Annotated in this window: 15 protein-coding genes; 1 reads left to right on the plus strand and 14 read right to left on the minus strand. The window is 58.1% G+C overall.

Annotated elements, in window-relative coordinates; all coding sequences use genetic code 11:
• Nucleotides 1-348: 348 nt before the first annotated feature.
• Nucleotides 349-606 carry a hypothetical protein gene (locus LT85_RS27100; protein WP_253273697.1) on the minus strand — a complete coding sequence of 86 codons (258 nt, stop codon included), beginning with the start codon at nt 604-606 and terminating at the stop codon, nt 349-351.
• Between LT85_RS27100 and LT85_RS08645 the strand changes: the two genes are divergently transcribed.
• Complete coding sequence (locus LT85_RS08645; RefSeq protein WP_253273698.1) at nt 593-1,507, plus strand: hypothetical protein; 915 nt, start codon at nt 593-595, stop codon at nt 1,505-1,507. The genes LT85_RS27100 and LT85_RS08645 overlap by 14 nt on opposite strands.
• Before the next feature lie 98 nt (nt 1,508-1,605).
• Here LT85_RS08645 and LT85_RS08650 read toward each other — a convergent pair whose 3' ends face one another.
• From LT85_RS08650 to urtA, 13 genes are all read right to left on the minus strand, one after another.
• Nucleotides 1,606-2,208, minus strand: coding sequence for a HupE/UreJ family protein (locus tag LT85_RS08650; RefSeq protein WP_038487499.1), 603 nt, complete (start codon nt 2,206-2,208; stop codon nt 1,606-1,608).
• Between the two features lie 46 nt (nt 2,209-2,254).
• Complete coding sequence (ureG, locus tag LT85_RS08655; protein WP_038487503.1) at nt 2,255-2,884, minus strand: urease accessory protein UreG; 630 nt, start codon at nt 2,882-2,884, stop codon at nt 2,255-2,257.
• A gap of 46 nt (nt 2,885-2,930) precedes the next feature.
• Nucleotides 2,931-3,611, minus strand: coding sequence for an urease accessory protein UreF (locus LT85_RS08660; RefSeq protein ID WP_038495551.1), 681 nt, complete (start codon nt 3,609-3,611; stop codon nt 2,931-2,933).
• Between the two features lie 14 nt (nt 3,612-3,625).
• Entirely contained in the window at nt 3,626-4,144 is a 519-nt protein-coding gene (gene ureE, locus LT85_RS08665) for an urease accessory protein UreE (protein ID WP_038487505.1), read from the minus strand.
• A 58-nt stretch (nt 4,145-4,202) separates the two neighbouring features.
• On the minus strand, nt 4,203-5,906 hold the full coding sequence (gene ureC / locus LT85_RS08670; RefSeq protein WP_038487508.1) for an urease subunit alpha: 1,704 nt from the start codon (nt 5,904-5,906) through the stop codon (nt 4,203-4,205).
• Nucleotides 5,903-6,214: an urease subunit beta gene (locus LT85_RS08675; protein WP_038487511.1), complete on the minus strand. Its 312-nt coding sequence runs from the start codon at nt 6,212-6,214 to the stop codon at nt 5,903-5,905. The genes ureC and LT85_RS08675 overlap by 4 nt, the downstream gene beginning before the upstream one ends.
• Nucleotides 6,215-6,239: 25 nt before the next feature.
• Complete coding sequence (locus LT85_RS08680; protein WP_038487514.1) at nt 6,240-6,542, minus strand: urease subunit gamma; 303 nt, start codon at nt 6,540-6,542, stop codon at nt 6,240-6,242.
• 302 nt (nt 6,543-6,844) lie between these two features.
• A complete protein-coding gene (locus LT85_RS08685) occupies nt 6,845-7,753 on the minus strand; it encodes an urease accessory protein UreD (RefSeq protein ID WP_081992177.1) in 909 nt (302 codons plus the stop codon).
• A gap of 6 nt (nt 7,754-7,759) precedes the next feature.
• A complete protein-coding gene (urtE, locus tag LT85_RS08690; protein ID WP_038487516.1) occupies nt 7,760-8,458 on the minus strand; it encodes an urea ABC transporter ATP-binding subunit UrtE in 699 nt (232 codons plus the stop codon).
• A 1-nt stretch (nt 8,459) separates the two neighbouring features.
• Entirely contained in the window at nt 8,460-9,314 is an 855-nt protein-coding gene (urtD, locus tag LT85_RS08695; RefSeq protein WP_052134917.1) for an urea ABC transporter ATP-binding protein UrtD, read from the minus strand.
• On the minus strand, nt 9,311-10,462 hold the full coding sequence (urtC, locus tag LT85_RS08700; protein ID WP_172656961.1) for an urea ABC transporter permease subunit UrtC: 1,152 nt from the start codon (nt 10,460-10,462) through the stop codon (nt 9,311-9,313). Before urtC ends, urtD begins: the two co-directional genes overlap by 4 nt.
• On the minus strand, nt 10,459-12,021 hold the full coding sequence (urtB, locus tag LT85_RS08705; protein ID WP_253273699.1) for an urea ABC transporter permease subunit UrtB: 1,563 nt from the start codon (nt 12,019-12,021) through the stop codon (nt 10,459-10,461). The genes urtC and urtB overlap by 4 nt, the downstream gene beginning before the upstream one ends.
• 459 nt (nt 12,022-12,480) lie before the next feature.
• A complete protein-coding gene (gene urtA / locus LT85_RS08710; RefSeq protein WP_038487520.1) occupies nt 12,481-13,734 on the minus strand; it encodes an urea ABC transporter substrate-binding protein in 1,254 nt (417 codons plus the stop codon).
• Between the last annotated feature and the right edge of the window lie 264 nt (nt 13,735-13,998).

The following is a 13,998-nucleotide window of genomic DNA, read 5'->3' on the forward strand; positions in this document are numbered from 1 at the left end:
AGTGGGAGAAGTAGTGCTAATCCATACTTTTTCGTCATGTCTTGGTCAGCCTGCAAAAGAACAGCCGCTTTCCATTAAAGCAAGCCTGCTGCCAAGCTTAGACGATTAGAGTTAGCTGGAAATTAGATGGCGCGCAAATGCTGCCGGTGCATGAGAAATGGCAATGTTCAAAAATTGCTAGCACTTGATACTTAGCTGGAGCTTAGCTTGAGCTTTTCATCGTTCGGTGTTGCCAGTGTGTGACGCGGGAGCCTCCTTGTAACTATCAGGTCATAAAACGAAGCGATATTGGATATCCAGGTAAGGCGCGCGATCGGTTCACCGTAAACCGGCGATGAAATGAAAATATCATCCTAACTCATTATCCGAGGCTGAAAACACCATGAAAATTAAACAAATGAATCCTGTTTTGATGATCGCAATTTCTCTGTCGCTGGCTGCTTGCGGCGGTGGCGGCAGTGATACATTTTCAACGGGGGCAGCGACACCTGCATTGGCTCCGGTCCCCAATACGGCGACGGCAACCGGCTTCACGCTGTCGGTTTTCACAAAAGCTCCTTCTGCCACCAGCAAGCCCGATTCAATTATCCAGATGGGCAGCAGCATATATATTGCCTATCAAAATGCGGGAGAAGTGAAAGATGGTTCGGTGCCTGGCATTACCAATGCGATCGTTCAGTATGATTTGAAGGGGAGTGCAGTCAAAACGTTTACTGCGCCAGGGCACGTCGACGGCCTGCTGGGGCGCAAGGATACGAATGCTTTGTGGGCCCTGGCAAACGAGGATGGCAATCCGATGCTGACGATTATCGATCTGGCGTCCGGCAGCCAGAAAACCTACACCGCCACGGTCAATCCGACCGCACATGGCGGCGGCTTCGACGACATGCAATTGATCAATGGCGTGGTCTACGTCAGTGCCTCTGCTCCCGCCACTGCCGGTACGCCGGCGCCGACGGTGGTTGCGCTCACGTTGAATGCCAATGGCACTACGTTTGACGTGGCGCCCGTATTGGCAGGCAACGCCATGGCGACCGATATCACGCCCTCCGTCGGCGGCGCCACGAATCCCAGCTACGGCAAGCAGGTTCAGCTCGCGCTGAGCGATCCGGATTCCATGGAGACCGATCCTTCCGGCAATCTCGTGCTGGATAGCCAGGCCGACGGCAAGCTGGTCTTCATCAGCAATCCGGGCCCATCGCAAACCGTCAGCGTTTTGTCGCTCACGCTCTATAACGACAAGGACGGACCGACGGAATTTGTCGATGACACGCGGTTCGTTCCCGCTGCCGGAACCAATGGTAATACCTTCATGCTATTTACTGATGCAGCAAATACGACTTATCGCGTAGACGCAGCGTTTAAAAAGGGTGATGCCTATAGCGCCGGTCAAGGCCAGGTCATGCAATTGGACAAGACTACCGGCCATCTCACACCGGTCGTAGTCGGAATCGGCGTAGCGTCCGCGCTGCAGGATCCTCACGGCATCGCATTTGTGGTTCCGTAAAAAACCCGGCAGCGCAGATGTTGAAAGGTGCTATTACGGCCTCGCCGCCATGTAAGCCTGTGCGGCGAGGTCTTGTGAGAGCACGACAATGCCGTTCCTCAGAATGCTCCGCTAAGCAAATAGCCGCCAACTGCCGCTATGGCTATGCCGCCCGCACGCGCTGCCGGCGTAGCCATTTTCCGACCTGCAGTGATGCCGATTATTAGGCCAGACAAATGCAAGAGCGCAGTCGCCGCCACAAAGCCGAAGCCGTAGAACAAGGTTGAGGCGCCGTGAGGCAATTCACTGCCATGCGCGTAACCGTGGAACAAGGCAAATACCGATACCACGCTGGCGCTGGCCCATACCGGCATGCGAATGGCGAAGGCGATCAGCAAACCTAGCAGGGCGACAGAGGCGGCGATGCCGGTTTCCACGCCAGGCATGATGACGCCTGCAAAGGCCAGCAACGCACCAGCCACCATCATCACCGGAAAGGCCAGTGGCAACACCCATTGTGCAGAGCGTTTGTTTTGCGCCGCCCATAAACCGACTGCCAGCATGGCCAGCAAATGATCGATGCCGGAAAACGGGTGGGTAAAGCCGTCGTTGAAGCCGAAGGCGTCGGGGTGGCCGGGATGGGCGAATGCCGACGTGACGCCGAATGCAGCAATCAGCAATGCGGTGGCGCGCCCGCAGGTTCTGGCGGAGAAGTGGGACATGGTGGGCTCCTTGGGAAAAGTGATGGGTGTTGTGTATTCCAGGCTTTTATTTGGGTTGATCCAGCAAGCCTTGCTTGCGGATAAAAGCGATCACTTGTTCCACGCCGTCGCCGCTGCGCAGATTGGTGAAAATGAACGGCCGTTCGCCGCGCATCCGTTTTGCGTCATGCGCCATGACGTCGAGATTGGCGCCGACATAGGGCGCAAGGTCGGTCTTGTTGATGATCAGCAGGTCGGAGCGGGTGATGCCGGGGCCGCCCTTGCGCGGGATTTTTTCGCCGCCGGCAACGTCGATCACATAGATGGTGAGGTCGGACAGCTCCGGGCTGAAGGTTGCTGCCAGGTTGTCGCCGCCGGATTCCAGCAGGATCAAGTCGAGGTTGGGAAAATCCGCGCTCATGCGGGAGATGGCCTCCAGGTTGATCGAGGCGTCTTCGCGGATGGCTGTGTGCGGGCAGCCGCCGGTCTCGACGCCCATCAGGCGTTCGGCCGGCAGGGCGTCGGCGCGTAGCAGGATTTCCATATCCTCTTTGGTATAGATGTCGTTGGTGATGACGGCCATGTCGTAGTGATCGCGCATGCCTTTGCACAGCATTTCACAAAGGGCGGTCTTGCCGGAGCCGACCGGGCCGCCGATGCCGACGCGGAGGGGATTTGACGTGGAGGAAGTGCTCATTCTTGGCTCGCTTTGCGGTTCGCTTAAAAATAGTGAATGTTTGGTTTCAGGAGCGATAGAGACGGCTGTACTGCTCTTCATGCTGCATCGACAGTAGCGACAGCCCCGGCGCCCAGTTGGATAATTCATGGTCGGCCAGGTTTTGCGCGCGCTCCGCCGCAATCTGCAACTCTGGCTGTAAAGACAGCAGCAGGCGCTGGCCCGCCACCTGTCCCAGTGGAATCGTTTTAACGCATACCAGCACCTGGTTTTCAGCCCAGGAAAACAGCATGCCCAGTAACGCCGCTTCATGGGGCACTTGCAACGCTACTGCGGCATACGCAAAAGCAGTAGGCAGCGGCAGTTCCGGCTGCGCTTGCAAGATGGCCAGCAGCGCAGCGTCGCCGATCTGCAATTCGATCGCCAGCTTGCCCAGGGAAAATCCCATCTGGATGGTTTCGGCGCGGAACTCGGCGGTATCGCGGGAGGCGATGAAGCGTTCAGTCCAGAGCTGTACCGCAGCGCCATCGCGGCGCTCGAATGCTTGCAGCAGACGCCAGAGCACCGGCGCTTCAAATACCGCCACCACTTGCTGCAAGTTGTCGCGGATCCAGCCGCGGGCCGATGCCGGGTCCTTGACCCAGCCTTTATCGATAGCGGTTTCCAACCCCTGAGAATAGCTGTAGGCGCCTATCGGCAGCGACGGGCTGGCGAGCTGCAGCAGATGGATGAGTTCGGTGGCATGCATGTCGTGCATCAGGCTCAGCTGCCGGTTTCATCGCCCGGACGATGGATTTTCTGGCGCAGAGGCACCGGCGCCAGCAAGCCGTCGCCATGGTGATGATGCCCGCCACCGTAGGCGCCGGATTCCGGCTCGAACGCCGCCAGTTCTTCGGTCACATTGGCATTGAGCCCTTCCAGCATTTCTTTCAGCACGGGGTCTTTGCGTATCCGCAGGAAACCGTCCCCTACGTGCGCCTGCGTATGACGGTTACCCAGATGGAATGCGCAGCGCAGCAGAGCGTGCTGGCTTTGGCATTCGACGCGGTAGGTTACTTCGGCTGCAGCTAATATCTTGACCACGCGCTGCCTGCCGGCGTCGTCCGTGCCCTTGAGCAGGTCGCCATGGCGCAGCACCGTGCCGCGCACCGTGAACACACCGACTTCTTCGCCGTTGCTCAGGTTGGCGCGCAGGCGGCTCTTCTCACGCAAGTCGTAGGGCAGGATCAGTTCGCCTTCGACCAGGTCGGCATGTTCTACTTTTGTATTGAGGATTAACATCTTTTGCCGTGAAAAAATAAGAATCGATAAGAGTCGATAAGAGGATAAAGAAGAGAAATCAGAACAAGAAATAACGCTGCGCCATCGGCAGCACACTAGCCGGTTCGCATACCAGCAGCTCGCCGTCGGCCCGTACTTCATAGGTTTCCGGGTTGACTTCCATGTGCGGCGTGGCGCTGTTGTGGATCATGTGATGCTTGCGCAAATGGCGCACATCCCGGATCGCCACCACTGGCTTGTTCAACTTCAGGCGCTCGCCGATGCCATCGTCATAGGCAGTTTGCGACACAAAGGTCAGCGAAGTCTTGAGTCCACCGCCGTAAGCGCCGAACATCATCCTGTAGTGCACCGGCTGCGGCGTCGGAATAGAGGCATTCGGGTCGCCCATCTGCGCTGCGGCGATCATGCCGCTTTTTAAGATTGTAGAGGGCTTGACGCCGAAGAAGGCCGGCTTCCACAGCACCAGGTCGGCGATCTTGCCGACCTCGATTGAGCCCACCACATGCGAAATGCCATGCGTGATCGCCGGATTAATGGTGTACTTAGCGATGTAGCGCTTGACCCGGAAATTGTCCGCTTTGCTGCCGCTGTCTTCGGGCAGCGCGCCGCGCTGGACTTTCATCTTGTGCGCGGTTTGCCAGGTGCGCATGATGACTTCACCGACCCGGCCCATGGCTTGCGAATCGGACGACATCATGCTGACGGCGCCAATGTCATGCAGGATATCCTCGGCGGCGATGGTCTCGCGACGGATGCGCGACTCGGCAAACGCCACATCTTCTGCAATCGCTGCATCCAGGTGATGGCAGACCATCAGCATGTCCAGGTGCTCGTCCAGCGTATTGACGGTATACGGTCGGGTCGGGTTGGTGGAGGAGGGCAGCACATTGCTGTTGCCGACTGCGGCGATGATGTCCGGCGCATGGCCGCCGCCGGCGCCTTCGGTATGGAAGGTATGGATGGTGCGATCCTGGAACGCCGCCAGCGTGTGCTCCAGGAAGCCGCCCTCGTTCAAGGTATCGCTATGGATCGCCACTTGTACGTCCATGCGGTCGGCCACAGTCAGGCAATTATCGATGGCGGCCGGGGTCGAGCCCCAATCCTCGTGCAGCTTGAGGCCGATGGCGCCGGCGCGCACCTGCTCCTCCAGCGGGCCGGGCAGGCTGACGTTGCCTTTTCCCATGAAGCCCAGGTTCATGGGAAAGGCATCGGCTGCCGACAGCATTGCATGCAGGTGCCAGGGGCCGGAGGTGCAGGTAGTGGCGAATGAACCTGCCGCCGGACCGGTACCGCCGCCGAGCATGGTGGTGACGCCGCTCATCAAAGCCTCTTCCATCTGTTGCGGGCAGATGAAATGGATATGAGTATCGATGCCGCCAGCGGTGACGATCTTGCCTTCGCCGGCGATGATTTCGGTGGCGCCGCCGATCACCATGGTCACGTCCGGCTGGATATCCGGATTGCCGGCCTTGCCGATGGCGGCGATCTTGCCGTCCTTGATGCCGATGTCGGCCTTGACGATGCCCCAGTGGTCGACGATCACCGCATTGGTGATCACCGTGTCCATCACATCCTTGTGCATGCGTTGCGACTGGCCCATGCCGTCGCGGATCACTTTGCCGCCGCCGAATTTCACTTCTTCGCCGTAGATTGCGTAGTCTTTCTCAATCTCGATAAAGAGTTCGGTGTCCGCCAGGCGGATACGGTCGCCGGTGGTCGGACCGAACATTTCTGCATAAGCGTGGCGCGAGATTTTGCTCATTTCTTCAATGCTCCCATGACCTTGCCATTAAAACCATACACCACACGCTCGCCCGCCAGCTCAACCAGCTCCACTGTGCGCTTCTGACCGGGCTCAAAACGGACCGCGGTGCCGGCGGCAATGTTGAGGCGCATGCCGTAAGCTTCCTCACGCTCGAACAGCAGCGCCGGATTGGCCTCGTAAAAATGAAAGTGCGAGCCGATCTGGACTGGCCGGTCGCCGCTATTGGCCACTGTCACGGTATTGCAGCGGCGGCCGACATTGAGTTCGATGTCGCCCGGCTGGATCAGCATTTCTCCTGGGATCATGACATTCTCCAGTTATCTCATTATTTTATGGAATCGGATGGTGCACGGTGACCAGCTTGCTGCCGTCGGGGAAAGTGGCTTCAACCTGGATATCCGGGATCATTTCGGGGATGCCGTCCATCACGTCGGCGCGCGTCAGGATCTTGCTGCCATAGGACATCAGTTCGGCCACGCTTTTGCCGTCGCGCGCACCTTCCATGATGGCGGCGCTGATCAAAGCGATGGCTTCCGGATAGTTCAGTTTCAGGCCGCGTGCCAGCCGCCGTTCAGCCAGCAAAGCGGCAGTGAATATCAGCAGTTTGTCCTTCTCTCTTGGCGTCAGGTCCATATCGTTCTCTCTTCCTTGTTCTTCTTTTGCGATGACTTCAAATAACGGCGCTGGAGGGTGTTGCAGTGCTTAGAGGCTGTTGCAAACACATTTGGCGTTGTTGCCCTTGCAGGGCGCCCCCGGGCTTGCAAGCCAGGGTCGTTCCGCAGGCAGACGACAGTGTCGTCTGAAACCCCTACTACACCTTCCTAGCCGTACTACTCGTACTGTCTTCGTCGGCGCACCTAGCCAGCTGTGTTTGCAACAGCCTCTTAGTGATCCGCTTAATGCTCCGTTCTATCATGTTCCACAGCGCCCGATCATCAAGTGTTCCAGATACGCGGTATATGCGCTTCATGCCCAAGTAGTTCGGGGCGAATGACTTGCCACGCCTGCATCATCCATTGTCTTGCCAGTTCACTCGAATGCCCCAGCAGGCGCAACACCAGTAGCGATTTGATCTGGGTCGCGCCGACGCTGGCCCTGCCGTCGGAAAGCTGGCTGGCGAGGTCGCGCAATTGCTGCACCACGCTGGCAGGGAAGCTCTTGCCAGCCACGATCAGGGTGGCGCAGACGGTACAGTCCGTCAGTCCCAGGCGGCTTTGCATGGCCGTGCCGCCGCCGTTCAGCACGCCTTGTTCAAACCATAATAATTTGCCGTCGCGGCGGATACTAATCTGCTGCGAAATGCGGCCGCTGTCGAACGATTCCCCCGAGGCGGTGCGGCCGAAGCACAGGATCTCGCCGCCGATGTAGCGAGCGTCGCCTTCCAGCTCGACCTGGTGTTCTAGCGCAACCTCGGCTTGGTCGAAAAAAATCGTTTCTTGCGGCAGCCATTCCAGGGTTGCCGCATCGGCAACCTGCAGCTGCACGTGTTGCTGCGATACCTTGCCGTTGGCCCGGTACCACTTGGCGGCGCCGGGCGTGGTGAGGAAAGCATGTGCGCCTTGGCCGACGCTGGCCTTGATTGTCAATTCGTCACCACCCACAACACCGCCGGGTGGGTGGACGATGATGGCGTGGCAGATCGAAACGTGCTCCGGATACAGGGCCTTTTGCACGCGCAAGGGACCGTAATGAGCACGGTCCAGCAAGCGCGTGGTGCCCTGGTCGTCGGCAAAGCGCAGCGACAGCCAGGCCTGGTTGGCGCCGCTCTGGTTTTGTCCGGCGAGCACAGGAGCAGGGGATAGATTATTTGAGGCCGGTAGCGGCGATGCCGTGAAATTATCCATGCGGCACTATACCGCCAAGTGTCGTTTCACGCTCTCGTCATCCATGCTTTCTTGGCTGCCTGCGGCCACTACCTCACCGCGTGAGAGCACCACGAAGTTGTCGGCCAGGTCGCGGGCAAAATCGAAATACTGTTCGCACAGCAGGATGCCGATATTGCCGCGCTCGCGCAGCAAGCGGATCACGCGGCCGATATCCTTGATGATGGAGGGCTGGATGCCTTCGGTCGGTTCGTCCAGGATGATCAGCTTGGGTTCTGCCAGCAATGCGCGTGCGATCGCCAACTGCTGCTGCTGGCCGCCGGAGAGATCGCCGCCGCGCCGGTGCAGCATTTCCTTGAGCACCGGGAATAGCTCATAGACCTCATCCTTGATCAGCAAAGCCTTCTTGCCGGATTTGGTGGCCATTCCCATCAGCAGGTTTTCTTCCACCGACAGGCGGGCGAATATTTCACGGCCTTGCGGCACGTAGGCAATTCCTAGCGCTGCGCGCTGGTGCGGCTTCAGGCTGGTGATGTCGCGGCCTTCCAGCGTTACTTTGCCGCTGGCGCTGGGCAGCACGCCCATCAGGCATTTCAGCAAGGTGGTTTTGCCGACGCCGTTGCGGCCGAGCAGAGCCAGGCACTTGCCTTTTTCCAGCGACAGGGTAATGCCGCGCAGCGTGTGCGAGGAGCCATAGTACTGGTTCAGTTGTTCAACGTTGAGCATGTTAGCGTCCAAGATAGACTTCGATTACCCGTTCGTCGGCCTGGACTTCCGACATCTTGCCGGCCGCCAGCACCGAACCTTCGTGCAGTACCGTGACCTTGCCCTGCTGGGCGATCTCAGCCACAAAGCCCATGTCGTGCTCGACCACCATGATCGAATGCTTGCCGCGCAATTCATTCAGCAATTCCGCAGTGCGCGCGGTTTCTGCGTCGGACATGCCTGCCACCGGTTCATCCAGCAGCAGCAATTGCGGTTCCTGCATCAGTAGCATGCCGATTTCCAGCCATTGCTTCTGTCCGTGCGACAGCAAACCGGCCAGCCGTCGTTCGTTACCGTTGAGCCGGATCAGTCTGAGGCAGGCATCGATCTTGTCGACCTGCTCCGAGCTCATCCGAAAAAACAGCGTGGTCTTGACGCGCTTGTCCATCTTCATCGCCAGCTCAAGATTTTCGAATACGGTGTGTTGCTCAAACACCGTCGGCCGCTGGAACTTGCGGCCGATGCCGGCGTGGGCGATGTCGTATTCTGTCAGTTTGGTCAGGTCGATGCTCTGGCCGAAGAACGCGGTGCCTGCGGTCGGACGGGTCTTGCCAGTGATGACATCCATCATGGTGGTCTTGCCGGCGCCATTGGGGCCGATGATGCAGCGCAGTTCCCCTACCGAAATATCCAGGTTGAGATTGTTCAGCGCCTTGAAACCGTCGAACGAGACCGTGATGTTTTCCAGATACAGGATGGCGCCGTGAATGGTGTCGACGCCTTCCGGTTTGATCCGTGCGTACGACGTGCCGTAGTCGGCGTGATGCGTGTTGTCGACGTTTTCCGATGGCTGCGCCGGGTTATAGATCTGGCTCATGCCGCCTCCTTGCTGCCGTCAGGTTCGGGAGCTGGTTTGTTTTTCAACTTGTTCTTTACTTTCTCTGCCAATCCCAGAATTCCTTGCGGCATGAACAGCGTCACCAGGATAAAGATCAGGCCAAGCGCGTACAGCCACAAGTCGGGAAAGGCGCCCGTGAACCAGCTTTTCAAGCCGTTCACCGAGAAGGCGCCGATGATCGGTCCTACCAGTGAACCGCGGCCGCCGACAGCCGCCCAGATCACCATTTCGATCGAATTGGCCGGCGACATTTCCGAAGGGTTGATGATGCCCACCTGCGGCACGTACAAGGCGCCGGCGATACCGCACAATATTGCTGACAAGGTCCAGACAAACAGCTTGAACCAGAGCGGGTTGTAGCCGATGAACATCAGGCGCGATTCGGAATCGCGCACGGCCTGCAAGACCCGGCCCAGTTTCGACGTCACGATCCAGCGGCACAATACCAGCGCAGCCAGCAGGAAGGCCAGCGTAATCAGATATAGCACTGCCTTGGTCGACGGCGCGGTAATCGAATAGCCGAGGATGCGCTTGAAGTCGGTAAAGCCGTTGTTGCCGCCGAAGCCGGTATTGTTGCGGAAGAATAGCAGCATGAAGGCGAAGGTCATGGCCTGCGTGATGATCGAAAAATATACGCCCTTGATGCGCGAGCGGAAGGCAAAGTAACCGAACACGAACGCCAGTACGCCCGGCACCAGCACCACCAGCGCCATGCAATACCAGAAATGATCGGTCAACGACCAGAACCAGGGATAGGTTTTCCAGTCGAGGAACACCATGAAGTCCGGCAGGTTGCTTTGATAGACGCCGTCACGGCCGATGGCGCGCATCAGGTACATGCCGTGGGCATAGCCGCCCAGTGCGAAGAACACGCCATGGCCGAGCGACAGGATGCCGGTATAACCCCACACCAGGTCCAGCGCCAGCGCCGCCATCGCATAGCACATGAATTTGCCGACCAGCGCTACCGTGTAGCCGGAAATGTGTAAGGTATGGCCGTTCGGAAACGCCAGGTTGAGTACCGGGAGCATGGCCAGGATCACGCTGCAGACCACGATGCCGGTCCAGGCCAGACGAGAGAAGAGCGGCGTTTTCGCCATGGAAATTTGCATGGATGCGGATTTCATTCGACGCTCCTGCCTTTCAGCGCAAACAGGCCTTGCGGACGTTTTTGAATGAAGACGATGATGAACACCAGGATCGCGATCTTGGCCAGCACCGCACCGGCCATCGGCTCCAGGAATTTATTGACTTCGCCCAGGCCAAAGGCGGCGATCACTGTGCCGGCCAGCTGGCCGACGCCGCCCAGCACCACCACCATGAAGGAATCAACGATATAGCCTTGCCCCAGATCGGGGCCGACGTTACCCAATTGTGACAGCGCGACGCCGCCCAGCCCGGCGATGCCGCAACCGAGGCCGAAGGTCATCATGTCGATCTTGCCGGTGGAGACGCCGACGCAGGCCGCCATACGGCGATTTTGCATGACGGCGCGGACAAACAGTCCCAGTCTGGTCTTGTTCAGGATGAGCCACACTGCCAGCACAACAAACAATGCAAAGAAGATGATCACGATGCGGTTATACGACAGCACCAGCGATCCGAGCACGGTAACGCCGCCCGACATCCAGCTCGGATTGGCGACCTCGACGTTTTGCGCGCCGAAAATCGACCGCACCGTTTGCATCAGGATCAGGCTGATGCCCCAGGTGCAGAGCAAGGTTTCCAGCGGCCGGCCATACAGCCAGCGCAATACCAGCCGTTCCAGCAGGATACCGACGGCGGCAGTGACGATGAACGCCGCCGGCAGGGCGACCAGCAGGTAACCGTCCAGCGCCGCCGGAAAATATTGGCGGAACAGCAGTTGGCACATATAGGTAGTGTAGGCGCCGATCATCAGCAGTTCGCCATGCGCCATGTTGATGATGCCCATCAGGCCGAAGGTGATCGCCAGCCCGAGCGCTGCCAGCAGCAGCACGCTGCCAAGCGAGATGCCGTAGAACACCTTGCCGATGAAATCGACGGTGGCCAGATGGCGGTCCAATACGCCTAGCGTGCGCACCGCTTCGATACGCACCGCGGGATCGGTTTCGACATAGCTGCCGTCGGAATTCTTGTTGAGCAGGTTTTGCAGGGCAGGGCGGATATTGGCGTTGGTGCTGGCGGCCAGCGTTTGCACCGCTGCCTTGCGGATAGCTGCATCGGGCGAGTGCAGGTTGGCGGTGGCGATGACTTGTTGCAGAATGTCCTGGATCTCGGGATCGCTTTCCTTGTGCAGCGCTTTGCTGATCAGCGGAATTTGCGCCGGATCGGCATTTTTCATCAGGTCGGTTGCTGCGGCAATGCGCAATTTGCGGTTGCTGGAAAACAGCTTGAGTCCCGATAGCGCGCCTTCCACCACGCCGCGCAGGCGGTTGTTGACGCTGATGCCCTCGGCGTCGTCGGGTGTGGCTAGCGTTTGGTCGTTGGCTGGATTGAATGCTTTTGTGTCGTCGATAATCAGCACCGTGCCGTCTGGCCTGGCGTAGAGAGCATCGGTGTTCAGTGCGTTGAGGATTTTCAGCGCATCGTCGTTGGCGAGAGCGGAGATCTGGTTGACGGCGGCGATGCGCGCGTCGGGATCGTCGCCGGCCAGTGGCTTGAGCAATGCGGGGTCGATCGCCGCATGGGCGAGTATGCCTTGCATGCAGAGAGCTACGGCGAAAAGAATTTTTCTCGAGATTTTCATTAGTCTTTTTAGACCCACCAGAAGAAGCAGTTAATTGGGGTCAGAGTTTTTTTTCGGCAGTCTTATCGCCGAAAATTACTCTGACCCCAATTAACGGGCCACTGAGTACGTTCGGTAGCATTCGAAAACGTTTGCAACTCCGTGGATGCAAGCCGGGGGCGGCCCGGCAGCCGCTCACTTTCTTTGCTTCGCCAAAGAAAGTAAGCAAAGAAAGGCGACCGCACAGCCGTTGCCTTCGGTCAGGTCCCCAAATGGGCGCCTGCCAGTCGGATGGAACACAAACTCGCTTCGCTCAAACATGTGTCCCATAATTCCCGACTGTCACGCGCCACATTTGGCAACGTCCGCATGCGGGCTTCAAAAGCAACGGCAACTTCAAAAGCAACGGCAACTTCAATGGCCCTGGCTTGGTCGGTTTTAAAGTTTTTGTTTGCTTTCGTTGCCAGGGATGTATGGGCTCCATGGCTGGGCGCGGATCGTGGTCTTGGTTTTGTTGACCACGTTGAACTGGCCGTCTGCCTTGATTTCGCCAATCATCACCGGTTTGTGCAGATGATGGTTGGTGGCGTCCATCTCCAGTTCATAGCCTGACGGCGCTTTGAATTTCTGGCCGGACATGGCGGCGATCACCTTGTCGGTATCGGTCGACTTGGCCTTTTCTACTGCCTGCTTCCACATGTAGATGCCGACATACGTCGCTTCCATCGGATCGTTGGTGACCACGGTGCTGGCGTTAGGCAGGTTCTTGGCCAGCGCATAGGCTTTCCACTTTTTGATGAAAGCCGCATTCACCGGATTCTTGACTGATTCGAAGTAATTCCAGGCCGCCAGATGGCCGACCAGCGGTTTGGCGTCGACCCCGCGCAATTCCTCTTCACCGACCGAGAAGGCCACTACCGGTACGTCGGTGGCTTTCAGGCCTGCATTGCCCAATTCCTTGTAGAACGGCACATTGGAGTCGCCGTTGATGGTGGAGATCACTGCGGTTTTACCACCTGCCGAAAATTTCTTGATATTGGCGACGATGGTTTGATAGTCGGAATGACCGAACGGTGTGTACACCTCGTCGATGTCGCTATCCTTGACGCCCTTGCTGTGCAGGAAGGCGCGCAGAATTTTGTTGGTGGTGCGGGGATAGACATAGTCGGTGCCGAGAAGCACGAAGCGCTTGGCGCCGCCGCCTTCTTTCGACATCAGGTATTCAGTGGCGGGGATCGCTTGCTGGTTCGGCGCGGCGCCAGTGTAGAAGACGTTTTTTTCAAGTTCTTCACCTTCATACTGCACCGGGTAGAACAGCAGGCTGTTGAGCTCTTTGAATACCGGCAAGACGGATTTGCGCGATACGGAAGTCCAGCAGCCGAACACCACCGAGACCTTGTCTTGCGAGATCAGCTGGCGCGCCTTTTCGGCGAACAGCGGCCAGTTGGAGGCTGGATCTACCACCACCGGTTCCAGTTGCTTGCCCAGTACGCCGCCATTGGCATTGATCTCGGCGATGGTCATCAAGGCGACGTCTTTCAGCGAGGTCTCGGAAATTGCCATGGTGCCGGACAAGGAGTGCAGGATGCCGACCTTGATGGTGTCCGCAGCAAACGCAGATGGCAGCCAGGAACTGGCGGCAAGGGCGAAAGCGCCGAGTGCGGTGGCTTTCAAAATGGTGCGACGTGACATGATCTTTTCTCCCTGTGGATGATGAACTATTTAGACTCTTTGAACTATGCGTTAGCAGTAAAGCAAACTACAGAATCAGTACAAACAAACGAATGAAGAAAGCAGCGCGCCTCAGGGCAGCAGGCATGGGGCCGGGATGCAGCGACTACAGCATCCCTTTAGCAGAATGCATGCCAATCGCATGGCAAGGCGCGTGGCGTCGATTTCGCCGCTGAAATTTGGATTTGAATAATGCTGGCGCAGGTTCGCGCCCCGGGTTTGCGC

It is taken from the genome of Collimonas arenae (assembly GCF_000786695.1).
In the GTDB taxonomy this organism is placed as follows: domain Bacteria; phylum Pseudomonadota; class Gammaproteobacteria; order Burkholderiales; family Burkholderiaceae_D; genus Collimonas; species Collimonas arenae_A.

Excerpts from the sequence above, each read along its gene's own strand:
- urtB (WP_253273699.1), bottom strand. The coding sequence starts at position 12,021 with ATGCAAGGCATACTCGCCCATGCGGCGATCGACCCCGCATTGCTCAAG.
- LT85_RS08685 (WP_081992177.1), bottom strand. The coding sequence starts at position 7,753 with ATGGATAATTTCACGGCATCGCCGCTACCGGCCTCAAATAATCTATCC.
- LT85_RS08660 (WP_038495551.1), bottom strand. The coding sequence starts at position 3,611 with ATGCATGCCACCGAACTCATCCATCTGCTGCAGCTCGCCAGCCCGTCG.
- LT85_RS08675 (WP_038487511.1), bottom strand. The coding sequence starts at position 6,214 with ATGATCCCAGGAGAAATGCTGATCCAGCCGGGCGACATCGAACTCAAT.
- urtA (WP_038487520.1), bottom strand. The coding sequence starts at position 13,734 with ATGTCACGTCGCACCATTTTGAAAGCCACCGCACTCGGCGCTTTCGCC.
- LT85_RS08645 (WP_253273698.1), top strand. The coding sequence starts at position 593 with ATGGGCAGCAGCATATATATTGCCTATCAAAATGCGGGAGAAGTGAAA.
- ureE (WP_038487505.1), bottom strand. The coding sequence starts at position 4,144 with ATGTTAATCCTCAATACAAAAGTAGAACATGCCGACCTGGTCGAAGGC.
- urtC (WP_172656961.1), bottom strand. The coding sequence starts at position 10,462 with ATGAAATCCGCATCCATGCAAATTTCCATGGCGAAAACGCCGCTCTTC.
- LT85_RS08650 (WP_038487499.1), bottom strand. The coding sequence starts at position 2,208 with ATGTCCCACTTCTCCGCCAGAACCTGCGGGCGCGCCACCGCATTGCTG.
- urtE (WP_038487516.1), bottom strand. The coding sequence starts at position 8,458 with ATGCTCAACGTTGAACAACTGAACCAGTACTATGGCTCCTCGCACACG.
- urtD (WP_052134917.1), bottom strand. The coding sequence starts at position 9,314 with ATGAGCCAGATCTATAACCCGGCGCAGCCATCGGAAAACGTCGACAAC.
- LT85_RS08680 (WP_038487514.1), bottom strand. The coding sequence starts at position 6,542 with ATGGACCTGACGCCAAGAGAGAAGGACAAACTGCTGATATTCACTGCC.
- LT85_RS27100 (WP_253273697.1), bottom strand. The coding sequence starts at position 606 with ATGCTGCTGCCCATCTGGATAATTGAATCGGGCTTGCTGGTGGCAGAA.
- ureC (WP_038487508.1), bottom strand. The coding sequence starts at position 5,906 with ATGAGCAAAATCTCGCGCCACGCTTATGCAGAAATGTTCGGTCCGACC.
- ureG (WP_038487503.1), bottom strand. The coding sequence starts at position 2,884 with ATGAGCACTTCCTCCACGTCAAATCCCCTCCGCGTCGGCATCGGCGGC.